The following is a 19,581-nucleotide window of genomic DNA, read 5'->3' on the forward strand; positions in this document are numbered from 1 at the left end:
AAGCATGCAGATTGATGATCTTCTTGACCGCGCCCACGTGGTCTCCCTCCCCCTCGCCGTGCGGTTCCGTGGCATTACGACGCGGGAAGCGCTGCTTATTGAAGGCCCTGCGAGCTGGGGCGAGTTCGCCCCCTTCCTGGAGTACGGTCCGAAGGAATCCGCGCGCTGGTTGGCGGCCGGCATCGAGGCCGCCTTCGAGGGCTTCCCGGAGCCCGTGCGCGAATGGGTCGAGGTCAACGGCACCATCCCGGCCGTGCCTGCGAAGCAGGTGCCGGAGGTCATGGCGCGCTACCCGGGCTGCCGCACCTTCAAGATCAAGGTGGCGGAGAAGGGGCAGACACTGGCGGACGACGTTGCACGCGTTCGCGCCGTGCGCGCCCATATCGAGGCCCAAGGCCGCGTGCCGGTCCTGCGCGTGGACGCCAACGGCGGCTGGAGCGTGGAGGAGGCCGTGAACGCGGCGAAGGAGCTCATGCCGTTGGACTACATGGAGCAGCCCTGTAAGAGCGTGGAGGAGCTTGCGGAAGTGCGCAGCCAGCTCATGCGCGCCGGGCTTTTCGTCCGCGTGGCGGCCGATGAGTCCATCCGGAAGGCCAGCGACCCCTACCGGGTGGCGCAGCTGCAGGCAGCCGACGTCGCGGTGGTCAAACCCGCGCCGCTGGGCGGCGTGCGGCGCGTGCTGGAGGTGGCCACGCACCTGCGCGAGCGCCACATGGACATCACGGTGGCCTCCGCGCTGGATACGTCGGTGGGTATCTCAATGGGCTTGGCTGCCGTGGCCGCGTTGCCGCAGATTTACGACGACGAGGATGTCGACGTCACCCCGGCCGCCGCGGGCCTAGCCACGGGGTCACTGTTTAAGGAAGACGTCACCGCGCCACGCGAGCTTGTCGACGGCTTCCTGCGCGCCCGCCCCCTTGCACCCGAGCCGGATCGGCTGACTGCGCTGGCGGCCCCGGCAGATCGCCGCGACTGGTGGTTCGAGCGCGTGCGGCAGTGCTGGCCGCACCTCGAAAACTCCTGATAGCGGTCCGTGTCCGGGCAGCCGCGTACGCTGGTTGACATGACCATTTCTGTGAGAGACGCCCACCTGCACAACCTCCGCAATGTCGATGTGGACATCCCCCGCGGCCAGCTCGTGGCCGTGACGGGCGTGTCCGGTTCCGGCAAGTCCTCCCTGGCGTTCGGCACCATCCACGGCGAGGGCCAGCGCCGCTACCTCGAATCCGTCGCACCCTTCGCCCGCCGCCTCATCGCTTCCGCGGTGGACCCACAGGTCGGGGGCATCGAAGGGCTGCCGCCGACGGTGGCGTTGCAGCAGTCGGCGTCGGCAGGCGGCGCGCGCTCCACGGTGGGTACGATTTCCGCCATCTCCAACTCGGTGCGCCTGCTCTACTCGCGCTGCGGCGATAACCCCGAGGGGCTCTATTCCGATTCCTTCTCACCCAATACCCCGGAGGGCATGTGCCCGGAGTGCCAGGGCACCGGTGTCGTGCACGAGCCGACGGAGGCCTCCATGGTCCCGGACCCCACCTTGAGCATTGAGGACGGCGCCATCGCCGCCTGGCCGGGCGCCTGGGCGGGAAAGAACTTCCACGACATCCTGGAGGAGCTGGGCTACGACCTGGACTCCCCGTGGCAGGACCTGCCGCAGAAAGACCGCGACTGGATCCTCTTTACCGAGGAACGCCCGGTTGTCACGGTGAAGCCGCACCGCGGCGCGGACCAGATCCAGCGCAATTACGAGGGCACGTGGCGTTCCGTGGCGTCCTACCTGCGCAAGACCTACGCGGAGACGAAGTCGGACACGCTGCGCGCCCGCGCGCTCAGCTTCATGGAATCTCATGAGTGCACCACGTGCGACGGCCGTCGCCTCAACCCGCGCGCGCTCAAGGTGACCTACGCCGGGCTGCCTATCGACGAATTCAATAACCTCCCGCTAGACTCCGCCCTGGAGCGCCTTAACTCCCGCAGCCCGCAGCCGAACGATGCCGAGGACCTGCTGCTCAAGGCCATTCGCCCTGCGCTGGAATCGGCCCTGGAGCTGGGTCTGGGCCACCTGAGCCTGGACCGTCCCACCGAGACACTGTCCGCCGGCGAGGTGCAGCGACTGCGCCTGGCCGCGCAGCTGCGCTCCGGCCTCTTCGGCGTGACCTACGTGCTCGATGAGCCCTCCGCGGGCCTCCACCCGGCGGAGCGCGGAGCAGTGCTCGATATTTGCCGCCGCTTCATTGAGGAGGGCAACTCGGTCCTGCTGGTGGAGCACGACATGAACCTGGTCAAAGAGGCGGACTGGCTGGTGGATGTGGGCCCGCTCGCTGGTGAGCGCGGCGGCCAGGTGGTCTACTCCGGCCCGGTCGGGGACTATAACGATGACACCCCGACGGCCCGCGCCCTGGCCCGCCCGCACCCGGAACCCAACGCCGAGCCCCGCCCAGCCCACGGCAGCCTCGCACTGCGCTGCGTGCAGTCCCACAACATCGACGGCCTTGACGTGGACCTGGGGCTAGGCCAGTTCACGGTCCTGACCGGCGTGTCCGGCTCCGGCAAGTCCACCTTGCTGGGCGCGGTGAACGAGCTGCTCACGGGGGAGGACAGCCCCAAGGAGGTCAAGCGCGTGGTCTCCATTACCCAAAAGCCTATCGGCCGCACCCCGCGCTCCACGGTGGCGACCTACACCAACCTCTTCGATAACGTGCGCAAGCTCTTCGCCGCCACACCGGAGGCCAAGAAAAAGAAGTGGACCGTCTCGCGTTTTTCCTACAACGTGAAGCAGGGGCAGTGCCCTACGTGTGGTGGCGCCGGCCAGATCGAGGTCGAGCTTGTCTTCCTTCCCGGTTCCTACACGCAGTGCCCGGATTGCCACGGCCAGCGCTACAACGATGAGACCCTGTCCATCCGCTGGCAGGGCCGCACCATCGCGGATGTCCTGGACCTCACCGTGGAAGAGGCCCTCGAGGTCTTCGCCGACGAACCGGCGATTCTCCACGCGGCGCAGACTCTCGACGCCGTGGGGCTGGGCTACCTACGCCTAGGCCAAGGCGCCCCGGAGCTTTCCGGCGGCGAGGCACAGCGCATCAAGCTGGCCACCGAGCTGCAGCGCTCCCGCAACTCGCGCCGCGGCCACACCGTCTACCTGCTGGATGAGCCGACCACGGGCCTCCACCCGGCGGATATCGATCTGCTCATTAAGGAGCTGCACTCGCTCGTGGATGCCTCCCACACCGTCATCACCGTGGACCATGACGTGCACCTGATCGCCGGCGCGGACCGCGTTATCGAGATGGGACCAGGCTCCGGCGCCGAAGGCGGCCAGGTGGTGGCAGACGGCGCGCCGGGAGACGTTGCCCAGGGTGAGACTCCGACGGGCCGGGTACTCGCCGGCGCTCCTGCACGCTAAGGCACGATAAGGTAAGGCTCATGACCTACAACAATGGCAATTACGGCCGCAACGGCGATAACGAGACGCGCCAGTTTGGCCGCGTCACCGGTGACAACGAGACCCGCCAGTTCGGAGCGCCCGAGCAGCGCCAACAGCGGCCCCAGCAGTACTTCCCGGAGCCCGGAGCGCAGAGCACACCGGCGGGCCAGGGCGGTACCGGCTACGGGCAGGCCGCCGGCTACGGACAGCAGTCGCAGTATGACCCGGTACCGTCGAGCTACCAGGTGGAAGAAGAGAAAAAGGGCGGCGGCGCCCTAGCGTATGTCTTCGCAGCGATTGCGGCCATCGCCGTCGCCGTGGCTGCTGTGCTCTTTTTCCTATGGCGGGGCGCTGCGGCGGACGCCAACAAGCCCGCCCCCGAACCGGTGACCCAGACCCAGACCGTCACCACTGAGGTCCCCACCACGGTGACCACCACCGAGGATGCCCCGCAGGACGAGATTCCTACGGAGCTCCCCAGCGAGCTGCCCACGGATATCCCGCCGGAGCTCCAGGACCAGCTGGATCAGGGTGGCGAGGAGCTCGATAGCCTCCTCAACGATCTTCTCAGCGGCCTCGACCCGGAAGGCGGCGATAATGCCTAGCTCTGAGACCACCGATGCGATGCAGCTGGCCCAGTCGCTGGCGGCGCAGCTTTCCCGGCACATGACGGACATCGTGCTGTGCCCGGGCTCGCGCAACGCGCCGCTGGCCTTGGCGCTGCTGGCGCGCAACGACATACGCGTCCACACCCGCTTGGACGAGCGTTCCGCCGCCTTCGCCGCGCTCGGCATGGCGCGCGTGCAGCGCCGCCACGTCGGCGTAGTGGTGACCTCTGGAACCGCGGTGGCCAACGCCCTACCGGCGATGGTGGAGGCGCACTACTCGCACACCCCGCTGGCCGTTATCAGTGCGGACCGTCCCGCCCGCCTGGTGGGCACGGGAGCCTCACAGACCATTGAGCAGCCCGGGCTCTTCGGCGTCTTTGCCGAGACCACCCAGGTCACCCAGATTTCTGACATCCCCTTCGTGGCCGAGCGCTTCCTGGCTGACTGGCAGGTGCACATCAACGTGGCGCTCGACGTGCCCCTGGTGGGCACTACGCTGCCCGGCGAGCCCGCCGATCGCACTCAGCACCGGGCCCGCACGCCGCGCTGGTCCAACCACGGCGAGGTGGCCGTGGACCTGACCCGCAACACGCTGGTGGTGGCCGGCGATGAGGCATGGGAGGTCGAGGGGCTCGAGGACGTGCCGACCATCGCGGAGCCCACCGCGCCGGCGCCGTATCACCCGGTGCATCCGGCGGCAGCGCACATCTTCCGCCGCGCGCAGGTCTCCGCGAATGACTACGTGGTCAACACCAAGGTGGAGCAGGTCATTGTCGTTGGCCATCCCACTCTGCACCGCGGGGTGCTGGCGCTGCTTAGTGATCCCGACATTGACCTTGTCTGCCTGTCCCGCACCGAGGACTTCACCAACCCGCGCGGCGAGTCCGCGCAGCTGGGCACCACGGTCAAGACCAGCGGTGAGCCCACCGCAGAGTGGATGAAGATCTGCGATGGCGCAGCGCAGATGGCGGCCGACGGTGTGCGCGAGGTGCTCGCCGGCGAGGACGGGTCTGACCTGGGCTTCACCGGCCTGCACGTGGCTGCCGCGGTAGGGGATACCCTCGCCGTGGGCGACGTGCTGGTCTTAGGCGCGTCCAACCCGGTACGGGATGCATCGCTCATCGGCCTGCCCTTCGACGGAGTAGAGACCTACTCCCCGCGCGGAGCCGCCGGCATCGACGGCACCATTGCCCAGGCCATCGGCGTTGCTCTGGCTACCCAAGCCCGCGAGGCCGCAGCGCCCCGCGCCCCGCGCACCGTGGCGCTGCTGGGGGACGTCACCTTCCTGCACGATGCCACCTCCCTCATCCTGCCGGAGGACAATCCGCGGCCGGAGAACCTCACCATCGTCGTGGCCAATGACAACGGCGGCGGCATCTTTGAAACGCTGGAGCAGGGTGGGGAGGCTTTCCGCCCCGCGTTCGAGCGGGCATTCGGCACGCCGCACGGCGTGAGCGTGGCCCAGCTCGCGGAGGCCTGCGGGGCCGAGCACCGCGAGGCCAACTCGCCGCAGGAACTGCTGGACATCCTGGCAGAACTCAAGGAGTACTCCACCGGCATCACCGTGGTGGAGGCGCACACCACCCGTGCCTCGCGTCGCGCGCTGCAGGAAGCCCTCAACGCCAAGGTGGGCCACTAAGGTGTCGCAGCGGCGCGTGCGCCAGCTCATCCTGGTGCTCTACGCGGCGGCGTTGGTGGGCATGGCCGGCATGGTCATCGGCCCGTACCTCAACGATCGGACCATCAATGCCCATCAGGCCCGCGCGCTAGCCACGGTCACGGACGTCGGGCGCCTGCGTACCTTCGTGGATTTCCAGGACTCCGAGGGCATCTATCACACGCCGACTACCGGCCTGCTTTATCCCACGGGATTGGGCGAGGGCCAGCAGGTCTGGGTCCTCTACGCCACCACCAACCCGGACCTGGTGAAGGTGGAGGGCCGCGAGTGGACCTTGTCCATCATTCCGGCGCTGTCCTCCGGGGTCGCCGCCACGGTCATCGCCGGTGCTGCGTGGTGGGGGAGTGGGAAAATTAACCGAAACTTTGCGAAGGTGTTACCAACAGCCCACGAAGACAAGGAATGATAGGCGCTATGCGTGTAGCCATCGTCGCAGAATCCTTCCTCCCCAATGTCAACGGTGTGACTAACTCGGTGCTGCGTGTCCTGGAGTACCTGCACGAGCACGGTCACGAGGCCATCGTGGTCGCCCCCGGTGCCCGTGACGGTCAGGAAGAGATTCCTGATTACCTGGGGTTCAGCATCGTCCGCGTTCCCACCGTGCGCGTCCCGTTGGTGGATTCGCTGCCGGTGGGCGTGCCGACTTCGGCCGTGGATGAAGCGCTGCGGGAATTCAAGCCGGACATCATCCACCTGGCCAGCCCCTTCGTGCTGGGCGCGGCGGGTGCTTTCTCCGCGCGTCAGCTGCGTATCCCGGCGGTGGCGCTCTACCAGACGGACGTGGCGGGATTCGCCACCAAGTACCACGCCTCCGCGCTGGCCTACGGGGTCTGGGAGTGGCTGCGCACCATCCACAATGCGTGCCAGATGACGTTGGCGCCGTCGTCGCTCACCATCGCCGACTTGGAGAAGCACCACATTAAGAACGTGCGCCACTGGGGCCGCGGCGTCGACTCGCAGCGCTTCCACCCGTTGAAGCGCTCTGCGGTATTGCGCCGCCAGTGGGATCCCACCGGCCGCAAGCACATCGTGGGCTTTGTGGGGCGCTTGGCCGCGGAGAAGGGCGTGCACCGCCTCACCGCGCTCAATGACCGCGAGGATATCCAGCTGGTCATCGTGGGCGATGGCCCGGAGCGGCCCCTGCTGGAGGCGCAGCTGCCTAACGCGTTCTTTACCGGGTCGTTGGGCGGCGAAGAACTGGCGGCGGCCTACGCCTCGCTGGATATCTTCGTCCATGCAGGAGAATTTGAGACCTTCTGCCAGGCCATCCAGGAGGCGCAGGCTTCCGGCGTGCCCACCATCGGCCCCCGCGCGGGCGGTCCGGTGGATCTCATTGAGGAGGGCTACAACGGCCTGCTGCTTGACGTCGCAACGTTTGTGGAGGACCTCCCCAACGCCGTCGATGCGCTGCTCAACCCGGAGGTGCACCAGGAGCTGCGGGACAACGCCCGCCAGTCCATCGCTTCCAAGACCTGGCCGGCCCTGTGTGAGCAGCTCATGGGTTACTACGAGGAGGTGCTGGAGGGCGTTCGCGAGGTGCCGCTGACGATCTTTGGCCAGCGCCCGGAGCTGCCGCGCTGGGCCGCTCGCGCCCTGGGCGCGCGCGTGGCCTAGACTAGGCGCTTGTGTCTAAGGCAGATCTGGATAAAAAGCCCTTCGATGTCGCGCGCATGTTTGACGCGGTGGGCAAGAACTACGACATCACCAACACGGTGCTGTCCTTTGGGCAGGACGCACGCTGGCGCCGCCTGACCCGTGAGCGGCTCAACCTCCAGCCGGGGGAGAAGGTTCTAGACCTCGCCGCCGGAACCGCGGTGTCCACGGTGGAGCTGGCCAAGTCCGGCGCATGGTGCGTGGCGTGCGACTTTTCGCGCGGCATGCTCGCCGCGGGCGAAGACCGTGACGTGCCCAAGGTGGCCGGCGATGGCATGCGCCTACCGTTTGCGGATAACACCTTCGATGCCGTCACCATCTCCTACGGCCTGCGCAACATCCACGACTTTGAGCTGGGGCTGCGGGAAATGGCGCGTGTGACCAAGCCCGGCGGCCGCCTGGCGGTTGCGGAGTTTTCCAAGCCGGTCATCCCGGTATTCGGCACGGTGTACAAGGAGTACCTCACCCGCCTGCTGCCGCCGATTGCGAAGGTGGTCTCCTCCAACCCGGAGGCCTACATCTACCTCGCGGAGTCCATCCGCGCCTGGCCGGAGCAGCACGAGCTGGCCGCGGCCATCAACCGCAACGGCTGGTCGCAGGCCGGTTGGCGCAACCTCACCTTCGGCATCGTGGCGCTGCACTCCGCGATCAAACCTGCAGACTAAGGCGGCGAATTAGGGGAGTGCTCTAGGCCCAGAGCGGGGTATCGCGGCGCAGGCGCGTGACCGTGCCGCCGGCCAGGCGCCACGCGCGGGCCACGAGGTCCTTGTCCTCGGCAGTAATGAGGTTGCCCATGAGCCGGGCGGCGGCCGGCATGAGGAGGCGCCCCACCGGGCCGCGCATGGCAAGCGGGCCGGCCAGCGGCAGGAACTGGGGGTAGGTCAGAAGCCGGGCGGCGGTGCGGGCGAGCAGGAAGGCCTCGCCGTACTCGGCGCGCAGACGGTCCGGCCAGGCCAGCGTGAAGTCCTTGGAGCCGAGCATCTCCACCGCCAGGGCAGCGGTTTCGAGTCCGTAGTCAATGCCCTCACCGTTGAGCGGGTTGACACACGCCGCGGCGTCACCGATAAGCATCCAGTTCGCGCCCGCCACGCCGGAGACGGCACCGCCCATGGGGAGGAGGGCCGAGGAGACGTCGGAAAGCTGGCCCAGCCCCCACTCCGCGCGCTGCTGCTCGGCGTAGAAGCGCAACGCCTTCTTAGTGTTGAGGTGGGCGGGACGAGACTGAGTCGACAAGGCGCCGAGGCCGATGTTGACGCAGCCCTGGTCCCCAAGCGGGAAGATCCAGCCATAGCCCGGCTGCACCACCCCGTCCGGGTCCTTGAGCTCCACGTGGGAATGCATCCAGGGCTCGCCAGCGTGCGGGGACTCGGCGTAGGCGCGTGCGGCGATGCCGTAGACCTCCTCGCGGTGCCACGTGCGGCCCAGCTGCTTGCCAAAGGTGGAGCGCACGCCGTCGGCCACGATGACCCAGCGGGCGGTGACGCGCTGTTTGCCCACGACGAAGGAGGTCAGCCGGTTTCCGCGGAGCTCCGGTGCGGTGGCCGTCCCGGTGATGAGCCGGGCGCCGGCGTCCCGGGCGGCGTCCACCAGTACTGCATCAAACTGGTAGCGCGGCAGGGCCGTGCCCACCTGGCTGGGGTAGGTGGCGGGCCAGGGCGCGGTGACGGTGCCGCCGAAGCCGTGGAGCTTCAGCCCGCGGTTGCGGTAGGTGGCGTTGACGTCGACGCCCAGCAGATCCAGCTGATGCATGGCGCGCGGGGTGAGGCCGTCGCCGCAGGTCTTATCGCGGGGGAAGGGGGCGGAATCGATCAGCAGCGTATCGTGACCGGCCCGCGCGGCGTGCATGGCTGCGGCGGCACCGGCGGGACCAGCGCCGACGATGGCGACGTCTGCAAGGATGGAATCGAACTGCTCCGGCATGGCCACTATCATTACATGGGATAGCTGCCTTGAGTGTGTTCAGGTCCGTGCTATGGGTTACGGTATGTAAATAATACGATTTTTGAGTTAAAGGAACGCGTTTAATGTCACACGGCCAGACTCACGCCACGCATGTGGACTTGGGTGATGCGCAGCTCACCGAGCGTATTAACGCCGGAATGGCTGCCGTTGAGGAGAAGCTGCGCAGCGAGATCGACCGCGGGCCGGACTTCCTCAAGGACAAGGTAAGCCACCTCTCACACGCCGGTGGCAAGCGTTTCCGGCCGATGATGGCGCTGCTGGCCTCCGAATTTGGCAAGCGCCCCCAGTCCCCGGAGGTTGTGAAAGCCGCCACTGTCGTGGAAATGGTCCACGTGGCCACGCTGTACCACGACGATGTCATGGATGAGGCCGAGCGGCGCCGCGGCGTGGAGTCCGCGAACTTCCGCTGGTCCAACTCCGTAGCCATCCTGGCCGGTGACGCCCTGCTGGCGCACGCCTCCCGTCTGATGAGTGAGCTGGATACCCGCACGGTGGGACACTTCGCGGAGACCTTTGAGGAGCTCGTTACCGGCCAGATGCGAGAGACCATCGGCGCGGGGGAAGCCAATGCCGTGGAGCACTACACGGCCGTCATCCGGGAGAAGACCGCGGTGCTCATTGCTTCCGCCGGCTACCTGGGCGCTTACCACTCGGGGGCAGGTCCGGAGCAGTGCGAGGCGCTGCGCCAGATCGGCTCCGCGGTGGGCATGATCTTCCAGATTGTGGATGACATCATTGACATCTTCTCCGATCCGAAGGACTCCGGAAAAACCCCGGGCACCGACCTGCGGGAGGGCGTGTTTACCCTCCCCGTGCTCTACGCCCTGGAGGAAGAGGGAGAGGTCGGCGACGAGCTCCGCGCGCTGCTCACGGGCCCCTTAAGCGACGATGCCTCGGTCCAGCGCGCCATCGAGCTGCTCTGGAAGTCTGGGGGCAGGGACAAGGCGCTTGCCGACGTTAACGCGTACCTCCGCGTCGTCGAAGACCAGCTCTCCCTTCTCCCGGAGTGCACCGCGAGCGAAGCGCTGCGCCAACTGGCGGACTACACCGTTCAGCGCGTGGGTTAAATGGCCTCCTGCCTGCCGATTTGCATGGCGGCCGGGGCTTCGTAGTAAAGTACATAACCGCACTTGATAGTGCATGCCAGGTTGCCCGAGCGGCCAAAGGGAGCGGACTGTAAATCCGCCGGCATTGCCTTCAGAAGTTCGAATCTTCTACCTGGCACAGAATGAATCCCGCAGACACCATGCAGTGTCTGCGGGATTTTTCGCGTCTGCGGGTTCTGGCCTCCGAGAGAGTTAAGGGTGGGCTACCAAGCACACGCCGACAAGCCCCGACGTTCACGGCAAATAGCGGCCAAAAGTTCGAAATTTTTCGCCCTTATCTACCGTGAACGACAGTGAGGCTTAAGGGACACTTCGTGTGGATTTGCGGCGTATGCCGGGCCGCTGCCACCTCTGGGCCTTCGGTGAGGGGCTGGTGGAAGGGTAGTGCGTTACACGCGTTCTATAGGGCCCGAAAACGTGCGGTGTACTGGCGATTTGTGTTGTTTAAGCGTTTCGGGTTAATCTTTTCAAGGCTTCAACGAGAGCACAGCGGAGATACTCCGTTACTCAAAGAGGCTGTGCCCCCTTAGCTCAGTCGGCAGAGCGTTTCCATGGTAAGGAAAAGGTCGACAGTTCGATTCTGTCAGGGGGCTCCATTCATGTTTCCACCCAGTTTGGGAAAATGAATATGGCGGTGTAGCTCAGTGGTAGAGCAAGCGACTCATAATCGCTGTGTCGCGAGTTCAATTCTCGCCATCGCTACCGGGAAAGGAAAGCGCCCGTAACCCGGGCGCTTTTTTATTACCGACTCCCAGCCCAGCAAGGCGGGTGGTTTCCATGCGGAATCACCGTTCTGGTAGGGTTGTGCGTTGTCCCAAAAAGGACACGCAAAGGGGCGTGGCGCAATTGGTAGCGCAACGGTCTCCAAAACCGTAGGTTGCAGGTTCGAGTCCTGTCGCCCCTGCCACATCACTTCCAAGGAGGATTCGCCGTGAGCGATGAGAAGCAGCCCGGCACCGGCGCCGCACGCCCGACCGGTAAGCGCCAGCTTTCTGGCGCGGCTACCACCTCTACCGAGTCCTACAACGACAAGCGCGTCGTCCGCGTCGAGGACAAGAAGGAAGAATCTACTGGCGGTTCCATCGCCGCCTTCCCGGGTGAGGTCGCTTCCGAAATTAAGAAGGTTGTATGGCCCACCGGCAAGGAGATGCTCCAGTACGTGCTGGTGACCTTCGCCTTCCTCGTGGTCCTCACCGCGCTGGTGTGGGGCGTCGACACGCTCACCGGCCTCGGAGTTGAAGCGGTCCTCGCGCCGAAGTAAACTGACGTACATACTTTCATCCCGCCGAATCCCCTAGGGGAACGGCGGGATACTTTTTGCCCTGACCACGCGGGGAGCTCGGCCGAGTACCCTGGTGTGGACTAGAAAAACCTAGATGGAGAAGACAATGAGCGACGAAACCACCGGCACCTCCCTCGAGCAGGCCATGATCGACAACGTCCAGGATCAGGCCGCCGAGGCTGCGGAAGCCGCCGAATCCTCCGACGCCCAGACCGCCGGCGAGCCTCAGGACGCCCCGCAGGAGGCCCAGGAGGGCCAGGAAGCTCAGGAGGAGCTTAGCCCGGAGGAGAAGGAAGCTGCCGAGAAGGAGGCGGCCACCAAGGCTGCGGAGGCAGCGCTCGGCGGAAGCGCGGACGATGCGGAAGGTGCGGTCGAGGAGGCGTCGGAAGGCGCAGAAGCAGGCGCCGCAGCTGCCGCCGAGGCCGAGTACAAGACCCGCCTGCGCGCATTCACCCGTGAGCTGAAGAAGCAGCCGGGCCAGTGGTACATCATCCAGTGCTACTCCGGCTACGAGAACAAGGTGAAGACCAACCTGGACATGCGTGCCCAGACCCTCGAGGTGGAGGACTCCATCTTCGAGGTCGTCGTGCCGGTGGAGCAGATCCTGGAAAAGAAGGACGGCAAGAAGAAGGTAGTCAAGCGCAAGCTGCTGCCGGGCTACGTCCTGGTGCGCATGGAGCTTAACGACGCCGCCTGGTCCGTCGTCCGCGATACCCCGGGCGTGACCTCCTTCGTGGGCAACGAGGGCAACGCCACCCCGGTGAAGATCCGCGACGTGGCAAAGTTCCTCATGCCGAACGACGCCACCGTGACCCCGGAGAGCTCGGCTGCTGATTCCGACGGCGAGCAGGTCGTGGCCATGCCGGAGAAGGAGGCCGCCAAGGCCTACGCTCACGACTTCGAGGTCGGCGAGGCCGTCACCATCCTGTCCGGCCCGCTGGCCTCCGTCTCCGCCACCATCTCCGAGATCGATCCGGAGACCGGCAAGATGCAGGGCCTGGTGTCCATCTTCGGCCGCGAGACCCCGGTGGAGCTGTCCCCGACGGAGATCGAGCGCATCTCCTAAAAAGCGATTTTGAGCTGGGCGCACGGTGTTCTAAACTTGAACGCCGTGCGCTTTTGCGCATGAGAAAACGTTCATCCTCCGGTGGCCCACAACGCGTGAGCATCCGGACGGGGTGCAGTTATTCATCGTGGCGGCACCTCGGTACCACAGGAAAGAGGTAATTCGATGGCTCCCAAGAAGAAGGTTACTGGCTTCATCAAGCTCCAGATCGAGGCAGGCTCCGCTAACCCGGCCCCGCCGGTTGGCCCGGCACTCGGTGCCCACGGCGTCAACATCATGGAGTTCTGCAAGGCCTACAACGCTGCGACCGAGTCCCAGCGCGGCAATGTCGTCCCGGTGGAAATCACCGTGTACGAGGACCGCTCCTTCGACTTCAAGCTGAAGACCCCGCCGGCTGCGAAGCTGCTGCTGAAGGCCGCTGGCATCAAGAAGGGCTCCGGCGTTCCGCACACCGACAAGGTCGGCTCCGTGACCTGGGATCAGTGCAAGGAGATTGCACAGACCAAGTTCGAGGACCTCAACGCTCGTGACATCGACAACGGCGCCCGCATCATCGCTGGTACCGCTCGCTCCATGGGCATCACCGTTGACGGCATCCCGGCTAAGTAAATAACTTCACATCAGCGCGGTACATCACGTATCGCGCGTGGTAGGGCCAGCTACGGCCCGCATTGACCACATCAATCCAAGAAAAGGAATTGCATCATATGAGCACCAAGTCCAAGGCTTACAAGGCTGCTGCCGAGCTGGTAGACAAGTCCCGCCTGTACCGTCCGATCGACGCTGCCAAGCTGGCCAAGGAGACCTCCTCCAAGAACTTCGACGCCACCGTGGACGTTGTCTTCCGCCTCGGCGTTGACCCGCGCAAGGCTGACCAGTTGGTCCGCGGCACCGTTTCCCTGCCGAACGGCACCGGTAAGGACGTCCGCGTGGCCGTCTTCGCCGAGGGTGACAAGGCTGAGGCCGCCAAGGCTGCCGGCGCCGACATCGTGGGCACCGACGAGCTGATCTCCGCCATCAACGAGGGCAACATCGACTTCGACGTTGCTATCGCTACCCCGGACCAGATGGCCAAGGTCGGCCGCGTGGCCCGCGTCCTCGGCCCGCGTGGTCTGATGCCGAACCCGAAGACCGGCACCGTCACCGCTGACGTGACCAAGGCTGTTGCTGACGTCAAGGGCGGTAAGATTTCCTTCCGCGTGGACAAGGCCTCCAACCTGCACGCCATCATCGGCAAGGCTTCCTTCGACGCTGAGAAGCTGGCTGAGAACTACGGCGCGCTGTACGACGAGATCATTCGTCTGAAGCCGGCCTCCTCCAAGGGCATCTACGCCAAGAAGATCACCATCTCCACCACCTCCGGCCCGGGCATCCCGGTCGACGCTTCCGTGGAGAAGAACTACACCGAGTAATCCTCTCAGTGTTAACGGCGTCAAGGCCTCCGCTCGCGTGCGAGCGGGGGTCTTTTCCCGTTTTCTGGTCGGTGTTTATCCAGTGTATGTGCTGTTTTCTCACTAACAGGCAATTGGCAGGTTCGTGGTATGGCATTACAAGGAATGTGCCGCATAATAATGTTGTGCGTTTGAGAGAGGCGCATGAGAGATAGAGAGAACACCCTGAGTCTTGCAGGGCGGGCGGCGTGAGAAACCGCCTGATAAACAAGACCCTTTGCACCGCGGGTTCCGGATTCGTCCGGGGCCCGCGTTGTGCTGTGTGCTGCACTGTGGGGGTCAGCGTGGGGGGGCAACGTGGTCTCGGGCTTATGGGACCAACCTAAAGATGCCATTTGTGGCGCCACATCACGAAAAGACCAGGTGAATGGATGCGAGGGTGTGCATAAGGTGCCATTACTTCGGTCCCATTGCCCGTCGCACATCCCGAGCGCTACGGCTAGGAGGTGGCGTCCTTCATCTCCGCGTAGGCGTCGAGGGCCGCGCGGCGGGATTCCTTGAGATCCACGATGGGTGGCGGCGAAAGCGGCGGGGCCCAGCGCTTCACGTAAGCGCCGTCCGGGTCGAATTTCTTGGACTGGAGCTCGGGGTTAAAGATGCGGAAGTAGGGTGCCGCGTCATCGCCGCAGCCGGCCACCCATTGCCAGTTGAAGGGGTTTGAGGCTGGGTCGGCGTCCACGAGGGTGTCCAAGAACCACTCTTCTCCGTGGCGCCAGTCGATACCCAAGTTCTTTGTCAAGAAGGAGCCGACGACCATGCGGGCACGATTGTGCATGTAGCCGGTGTGCCAGAGTTCGGCCATGGCGGCGTCGACAAGCGCGATGCCCGTCTGTCCCCGGCGCCATGCCTCGAGCGGGGCGTAGGCGTGTGGGCGGGGATCGGTGCCGTCGGTGCGCACGCCCTCGGTGTCGCGATACCAGTCGAAGGCGCGGGACTGCTCGCGCACGGGTTCGGTGGCCAGTGTGGGGACGTGGTAGAGGCGGTGCCAGGCAAAATCGCGCCACAGTAGCTCGGAGTGGAAACTAGAGGCATCGCCAGGCAGCTCGCTGGCGGCGTGCCAGACTTCGCGGACAGAGATTTCACCAAAGCGTAAGCGTGGGGACAGCCGGGAGGTGGCAGGGCGGGCAAAGAAGTCCCGGTCGCGGTCGTAATGGTCAAGCTCAAGGTCTGCCACCGTTTTCCGCGCGGCGAGTTCACCGGGTTCCCAGTGGTCTGCAAGGCGTTGTTGCTAGGGGAGCGGGGCAGCGGTAGGGAATGGCTCGGTCAGTTCGGCAAAGGCGTGTGCGCCCGGGCCGCTGAGCGTGGGGATGGGTACCGGTTCGCCAAGAGAATGGTCGTGAAGGTGCTGGCGCGCGGCGCGTGCAGAGGGATTAGGGCCGCGGCTTCCCGTTCATCCAATACACGGACCAGATGACGTCCTCGCGCGGCACACCCCAGTCGTGCACAGCTATGGCGCGTACTGCTTTGGCGAGGTCCCCTTCGCCGGATACCCATACCGAATCGGGTGCGGTATCCGGGGTGAAACGAGAGTCAAGGAGCTGTTTGGCACGCGCAATGTGGTCCTCGTGCGGAGCGGAAACCATAGTGAGCGAGCGAACCTTGCCGCTCCACGTTTCCTCAAATTCATCCTCAATTTCGTCGTCGCTTGCGACCAGAGCAACGACGTCGACGCCGTCCAAGGAGTCCGGTGAAAAAGCTTCGTAATGTTCCAGGATGTGCCACAGCGCCGGAAGAGCGGAGGCGTCCGCGAGCAACAGTTGTGACTTCCTAGGTTCCTGCCACCGTGCTTGCCCGGTATATATTCCAGCGCTATCCCCGGGTTGGGCGTTGAGGATCCAGCGTGAGCCGGGGCCATTGTCGCCATGGGTCACTACGTCGACATCGATGGTGCACGCTTCCTGGTTGAGCTTGCGAATTGTGTACCACCGCAGTGCTGGGCGAATCTTGGCGGGCAATCCCGTGACGGCGGCGCGAACATTGGAATTTTCAACCGGAAATGGCGAAAAATCCTGCCCATCTTGGGGCATGAGGAGCCCAAAGTATTCGTCAGGCCCGGCTAAGGGGTAGGAACCAAACGCTGGTGAGTGAAAAGTTAGTCGGTGTAGCCGTGGCTTGAGGCGAGTGTTCCCGGTGAGGGTGACGGGTAGTAGGCGGTGATATGTCAAGGGGAGTGATCCTAGGTAGGAGGGAGATTTGAAACCATCATAAAGCCTAAGTTAGGCTAGCCTCAAATAAATTAGGGGTTGCGTATGCTCACGTGCTCGTTCCCAGCGAAGGAAAGGTTTATCCCATGGTTGCCATCAACCGGCGCGCGAAAGCCGTGCTTGCGATTGTCTCGGCGGCAGCGATTGCTCTGACGGGCTGCTCACGCGGAAGCGGCGATGACAGCGCGGGCGTGGCCGGCGCAGACGAGCCCAGGGTTGCAAGCCTTGGGCTGGGAGATGCCGATACCGTGCTGGCACTCGGACTCACTCCCGTTGCTGTGGCGCCGTGGGGTGCGAAAGGGGATGGTGATCCCTCCGGAGTTGGCCCCTGGGCGAAGGAGCTTTTGGGAGACGCCCAGCCCGAGGTGATCTATAACACCGCTTCCGGTTTCACGGCCGAGGTTCTTGAGCAGGTCACTGCCTCGGACCCCACACAGATCATCGCCGTGAACCAGGCAGTGGACCAAGAAGCAAAGAAATCCCTCGAGGATATCGCCCCGCTGACCGTGAAGCCCGAAGGTTTCGAGGACTGGCAGGTGCCCTGGGAGGAGCAAGTTAAGACCATCGCCTCTGCCGTGGACAAGGAAGAGGAGGGGGAGAAGCTCATTGACCAAGCGGAGGACGCCTTCGCGCAGTTCAAGGACTCCCACCCGGAGCTGCAGGGCAAGCGAGCAGCCATCGTCATGCCTTATGACGGGAAGCTGGGTCTCTACACAGCAGAGGACGGCCGCGGCCAGTTCATCGAATCTCTCGGCTTTGACATTCCGCAGGAACTGCAGGGTGATGGCTCCAGCTTCTTCGTGGACTATGCACCGGAAAACTACTCCCAGCTCAACAACGTGGACTACCTGTTCGTCTTGGATTACAACGGCGCGACCGATGAACTGAAGAAGGACTCCACGTTCCAAGGCCTCGACGTGGTCAAGGATGGCCGTGTTCGCTACCTGGGCACGGACACCGGCAATGCGATGAGCATGCCGAACCCGCTGACGATTCCGTGGGCCGTCGACAAGTTCGAAGAGAAACTTTAAGTGCTCGCGCTACCGAGGAAGGCTGACGCTATCCACGGTGCTGCGGGCACACACCACGGCGACAAGGCAGCCACACTGGACTCGCGGGGGAGAAGCCGCGCACTGCTTACCACGGCACTCGTTGTAGCGACCCTTCTCCTTTTCCTGTGCTCGCTAGTAGTGGGGTCCAGGACTATCCCGTTGCCTGATCTGTTCTCTGCCCTCCTTCACAGGGGCGAAGCAGATATTGAGAACATCGTGTGGGACTTGCGCATCCCCCGTACGTTCTTGGCCTACTTCGCGGGAGCGGCCATCGCGGTATCGGGTGTAATCGCCCAGTCCTGGACTAGAAATCCCCTGGCTGATCCGGGCTTTATCGGTATCACTGCGGGAGCCTCGTTCCTTGTCGCCCTCGGGACAACACTAGGAATCGCCACCTCAACTGGGATGCGGACAGCGCTCGCCCTCATAGGCGCCGGTATGGCCACAGCAGTGGTACTGGGTGTGTCCCGCAGGTTTCAGGATCCTTTGACGCTGGTCCTAGTCGGCGCAGGTGTTGCTGCTGCCTTGAGCTCTAGCGCCATGTTGCTCGGCCTGTACTCCACGGATGTCCTCGATAGCATGCGCCGGTGGACCATCGGCTCCACGTTTGGACGCGGCCCAGAAGATGTCGCCATCGCAGGTGCCGGCCTGCTTGTCGGACTTATTGTCGCCGCACGAGTGGCACGCCCGCTCGACCTTTTGGCAATGGGGGAGGAATCCTCGGTCGCACTAGGTGGCTCACCCATGCTGACGCGGCGCGGTGCGGCCTTGAGCATCGTTATCTTAGCGGGATGCGCTACTGCGGCGACGGGGCCCATTGCCTTTGTCGGATTTGCCATCCCGCATCTGCTGCGCCGGTTCACGGGGCCAGAAGTTACCGCGATGATCGCTCCGGCCGCATTACTTGGTGGTTGCTCCGTACTCGCTGCGGATATTCTCGGACGCCTCATCGCAGGCCCATCAGAGTTGGAAATGTCCATCGTCTTGGCCTTTGTGGGCGCGCCATTCCTCATCTGGGCCGTACACCGCGGGGAGCGCACGCTATGAGTGGGTTGCAGAAAGGGGACGTCGTCAAGCATCTGCGTTCCCACGAGCGGCAGCGTCGGACATGGATATGGGGAGCTACCTGTTTCTTTGTCCTAGTCGCGGCAAGCTCCTATGTCCTCCTGCTGGGACAGGGGCCTGTGGCCTTGAGCCCGGGGCGGGTCCTGGAGATCCTCAACGGCGGGGGAAGCCGTAGCGAAATCCGCGTTGTCTGGGACCTGCGCATGCCCGTAGCACTAGCGACCCTCATCGTGGGTGCCGCGCTCGGTTTGGCTGGTTCGTGGACGCAGTCGATGTCGCGCAATCCGCTGGCTTCGCCGGACATCCTGGGCGTGACTGGTGGCGCGTCTGTCATGGTGGTTCTCGGGACGGTATTCTCCCGGCCTGTGCTTGTCGAAGGGCTCTCGATGTTCTGGTGGCGGGCGGGACTCGCGCTACTGGGTGCCGTGCTAGCGGCCATTCTGCTGGTGGTGCTTGGGGGAATTGGCACGAGCAATCGCATCGTCATCGTCGGCATCGCGCTCTCACTTCTATTCCAAGCGCTGGTGGCGTATCTCTTGCGCGCAGCTGAGCTCCTCCGCGCGGCGCAATCGCAGCTGTGGCTGGCGGGAACCACGGGCTTCGTGCGGATGGAGGTCATTGTTCCACTGCTCGTGGGGTTAACACCTTTCGTCATCCTCGGCCTGTGGTGTGCTCGGGAGCTGCCGCTTCTTGCGCATGATGATCTCTCGGCCCTTTCCCTCGGGGTCAACATCACGCGAACACGCACGCTCCTGCTGGTGGCAGCTACGGGCATCTGCGCGGTGACTGTATCCGTGGCCGGTCCCATTGGTTTCATCGCGCTACTGGCCCCTCATCTTGGTCGCATTGCGGCCCGGACGCCCTCGCCTGTGCCGGTGGTGTCGTGTGCTGCTGGCGCCGCCTTGCTGAGCGCGTGTGCTGTCATTGCTGGAGCGTTGCCAATGGACGCTCCAGTGGGCGCCGTTACTTCCATTATCGGAGGGTGCGCCCTGGTCATTGCGGTGTGGAATGCCGCCCGGCGGAGAGGATAAAA

Annotated in this window: 18 protein-coding genes and 4 tRNA genes; 19 read left to right on the forward strand and 3 right to left on the reverse strand. The window is 64.6% G+C overall.

Translation table 11 applies throughout. From position 1 onward, the window contains the following. The first annotated feature begins 4 nt into the window (after positions 1–4). The 7 genes from ACLI1P_RS01895 to ACLI1P_RS01925 are packed head-to-tail and all read left to right on the forward strand — an operon-like array spanning position 5 to position 8,025. Complete coding sequence (locus ACLI1P_RS01895; RefSeq protein WP_411709283.1) at positions 5–1,024, forward strand: o-succinylbenzoate synthase; 1,020 nt, start codon at positions 5–7, stop codon at positions 1,022–1,024. Positions 1,025–1,063: 39 nt separating this feature from the next. Beyond that, positions 1,064–3,400 (forward strand): ATP-binding cassette domain-containing protein, encoded by a 2,337-nt coding sequence (locus tag ACLI1P_RS01900; protein ID WP_411709284.1) that lies wholly within the window; start codon positions 1,064–1,066, stop codon positions 3,398–3,400. Between the two features lie 20 nt (positions 3,401–3,420). After that, complete coding sequence (locus ACLI1P_RS01905; RefSeq protein ID WP_408932084.1) at positions 3,421–4,026, forward strand: hypothetical protein; 606 nt, start codon at positions 3,421–3,423, stop codon at positions 4,024–4,026. Next, positions 4,019–5,668 carry a 2-succinyl-5-enolpyruvyl-6-hydroxy-3-cyclohexene-1-carboxylic-acid synthase gene (gene menD, locus ACLI1P_RS01910; RefSeq protein ID WP_408932083.1) on the forward strand — a complete coding sequence of 550 codons (1,650 nt, stop codon included), beginning with the start codon at positions 4,019–4,021 and terminating at the stop codon, positions 5,666–5,668. Before ACLI1P_RS01905 ends, menD begins: the two co-directional genes overlap by 8 nt. Position 5,669: 1 nt before the next feature. Next, positions 5,670–6,113, forward strand: a complete 444-nt coding sequence (locus ACLI1P_RS01915; protein WP_411709285.1) for a DUF3592 domain-containing protein — start codon at positions 5,670–5,672, stop codon at positions 6,111–6,113. A gap of 8 nt (positions 6,114–6,121) precedes the next feature. Then, complete coding sequence (locus ACLI1P_RS01920) at positions 6,122–7,321, forward strand: glycosyltransferase family 4 protein (RefSeq protein WP_411709286.1); 1,200 nt, start codon at positions 6,122–6,124, stop codon at positions 7,319–7,321. An 11-nt stretch (positions 7,322–7,332) separates the two neighbouring features. Further along, a complete protein-coding gene (locus ACLI1P_RS01925) occupies positions 7,333–8,025 on the forward strand; it encodes a demethylmenaquinone methyltransferase (protein WP_306507781.1) in 693 nt (230 codons plus the stop codon). A gap of 22 nt (positions 8,026–8,047) precedes the next feature. Here the strand turns inward: ACLI1P_RS01925 and ACLI1P_RS01930 are convergent, their stop codons facing one another. Next, complete coding sequence (locus ACLI1P_RS01930) at positions 8,048–9,292, reverse strand: geranylgeranyl reductase family protein (protein ID WP_411709287.1); 1,245 nt, start codon at positions 9,290–9,292, stop codon at positions 8,048–8,050. A gap of 92 nt (positions 9,293–9,384) precedes the next feature. Between ACLI1P_RS01930 and ACLI1P_RS01935 the strand changes: the two genes are divergently transcribed. The 9 genes from ACLI1P_RS01935 (at position 9,385) to rplA (ending at position 14,188) form a co-directional block, all read left to right on the forward strand. After that, positions 9,385–10,389 (forward strand): polyprenyl synthetase family protein, encoded by a 1,005-nt coding sequence (locus ACLI1P_RS01935; RefSeq protein WP_408932081.1) that lies wholly within the window; start codon positions 9,385–9,387, stop codon positions 10,387–10,389. A gap of 75 nt (positions 10,390–10,464) precedes the next feature. Continuing rightward, a tRNA-Tyr gene (locus ACLI1P_RS01940) sits at positions 10,465–10,546 on the forward strand. Positions 10,547–10,948: 402 nt separating this feature from the next. Further along, positions 10,949–11,024, forward strand: a tRNA-Thr gene (locus tag ACLI1P_RS01945). A gap of 34 nt (positions 11,025–11,058) precedes the next feature. Further along, positions 11,059–11,130, forward strand: a tRNA-Met gene (locus tag ACLI1P_RS01950). A gap of 129 nt (positions 11,131–11,259) precedes the next feature. After that, positions 11,260–11,335, forward strand: a tRNA-Trp gene (locus tag ACLI1P_RS01955). A gap of 24 nt (positions 11,336–11,359) precedes the next feature. Beyond that, entirely contained in the window at positions 11,360–11,689 is a 330-nt protein-coding gene (secE, locus tag ACLI1P_RS01960) for a preprotein translocase subunit SecE (RefSeq protein WP_411709288.1), read from the forward strand. A 127-nt stretch (positions 11,690–11,816) separates the two neighbouring features. After that, positions 11,817–12,776: a transcription termination/antitermination protein NusG gene (nusG, locus tag ACLI1P_RS01965; protein ID WP_408930040.1), complete on the forward strand. Its 960-nt coding sequence runs from the start codon at positions 11,817–11,819 to the stop codon at positions 12,774–12,776. Between the two features lie 165 nt (positions 12,777–12,941). Then, positions 12,942–13,385 (forward strand): 50S ribosomal protein L11, encoded by a 444-nt coding sequence (gene rplK / locus ACLI1P_RS01970; protein WP_296134763.1) that lies wholly within the window; start codon positions 12,942–12,944, stop codon positions 13,383–13,385. A gap of 98 nt (positions 13,386–13,483) precedes the next feature. Continuing rightward, a complete protein-coding gene (rplA, locus tag ACLI1P_RS01975; RefSeq protein WP_296134761.1) occupies positions 13,484–14,188 on the forward strand; it encodes a 50S ribosomal protein L1 in 705 nt (234 codons plus the stop codon). A 478-nt stretch (positions 14,189–14,666) separates the two neighbouring features. On the opposite strand, the gene ACLI1P_RS01980 is transcribed toward rplA, so the two are convergent. Then, complete coding sequence (locus ACLI1P_RS01980) at positions 14,667–15,401, reverse strand: cryptochrome/photolyase family protein (protein WP_373692309.1); 735 nt, start codon at positions 15,399–15,401, stop codon at positions 14,667–14,669. A 196-nt stretch (positions 15,402–15,597) separates the two neighbouring features. Then, entirely contained in the window at positions 15,598–16,392 is a 795-nt protein-coding gene (locus ACLI1P_RS01985; RefSeq protein ID WP_296134759.1) for a siderophore-interacting protein, read from the reverse strand. A 125-nt stretch (positions 16,393–16,517) separates the two neighbouring features. Between ACLI1P_RS01985 and ACLI1P_RS01990 the strand changes: the two genes are divergently transcribed. The 3 genes from ACLI1P_RS01990 (at position 16,518) to ACLI1P_RS02000 (ending at position 19,579) form a co-directional block, all read left to right on the forward strand. Then, positions 16,518–17,462: an ABC transporter substrate-binding protein gene (locus ACLI1P_RS01990; RefSeq protein ID WP_296134758.1), complete on the forward strand. Its 945-nt coding sequence runs from the start codon at positions 16,518–16,520 to the stop codon at positions 17,460–17,462. Positions 17,463–17,564: 102 nt separating this feature from the next. Continuing rightward, positions 17,565–18,530: a FecCD family ABC transporter permease gene (locus tag ACLI1P_RS01995; protein WP_411709681.1), complete on the forward strand. Its 966-nt coding sequence runs from the start codon at positions 17,565–17,567 to the stop codon at positions 18,528–18,530. Continuing rightward, positions 18,527–19,579, forward strand: coding sequence for a FecCD family ABC transporter permease (locus ACLI1P_RS02000; protein ID WP_408930042.1), 1,053 nt, complete (start codon positions 18,527–18,529; stop codon positions 19,577–19,579). The genes ACLI1P_RS01995 and ACLI1P_RS02000 overlap by 4 nt, the downstream gene beginning before the upstream one ends. Positions 19,580–19,581 lie beyond the last annotated feature (2 nt).

This window comes from Corynebacterium tardum (assembly GCF_046717785.1).
Classification (GTDB): Bacteria; Actinomycetota; Actinomycetes; order Mycobacteriales; family Mycobacteriaceae; genus Corynebacterium.

Bases quoted from the DNA above. Each gene is read 5' to 3' on its own strand.
- ACLI1P_RS01905 (WP_408932084.1), top strand. From the start codon at position 3,421: ATGACCTACAACAATGGCAATTACGGCCGCAACGGCGATAACGAGACG.
- nusG (WP_408930040.1), top strand. From the start codon at position 11,817: ATGAGCGACGAAACCACCGGCACCTCCCTCGAGCAGGCCATGATCGAC.
- ACLI1P_RS01930 (WP_411709287.1), bottom strand. From the start codon at position 9,292: ATGATAGTGGCCATGCCGGAGCAGTTCGATTCCATCCTTGCAGACGTC.
- ACLI1P_RS01895 (WP_411709283.1), top strand. From the start codon at position 5: ATGCAGATTGATGATCTTCTTGACCGCGCCCACGTGGTCTCCCTCCCC.
- ACLI1P_RS02000 (WP_408930042.1), top strand. From the start codon at position 18,527: ATGAGTGGGTTGCAGAAAGGGGACGTCGTCAAGCATCTGCGTTCCCAC.
- ACLI1P_RS01935 (WP_408932081.1), top strand. From the start codon at position 9,385: ATGTCACACGGCCAGACTCACGCCACGCATGTGGACTTGGGTGATGCG.
- ACLI1P_RS01900 (WP_411709284.1), top strand. From the start codon at position 1,064: ATGACCATTTCTGTGAGAGACGCCCACCTGCACAACCTCCGCAATGTC.
- menD (WP_408932083.1), top strand. From the start codon at position 4,019: ATGCCTAGCTCTGAGACCACCGATGCGATGCAGCTGGCCCAGTCGCTG.
- rplK (WP_296134763.1), top strand. From the start codon at position 12,942: ATGGCTCCCAAGAAGAAGGTTACTGGCTTCATCAAGCTCCAGATCGAG.
- ACLI1P_RS01990 (WP_296134758.1), top strand. From the start codon at position 16,518: ATGGTTGCCATCAACCGGCGCGCGAAAGCCGTGCTTGCGATTGTCTCG.
- rplA (WP_296134761.1), top strand. From the start codon at position 13,484: ATGAGCACCAAGTCCAAGGCTTACAAGGCTGCTGCCGAGCTGGTAGAC.
- ACLI1P_RS01920 (WP_411709286.1), top strand. From the start codon at position 6,122: ATGCGTGTAGCCATCGTCGCAGAATCCTTCCTCCCCAATGTCAACGGT.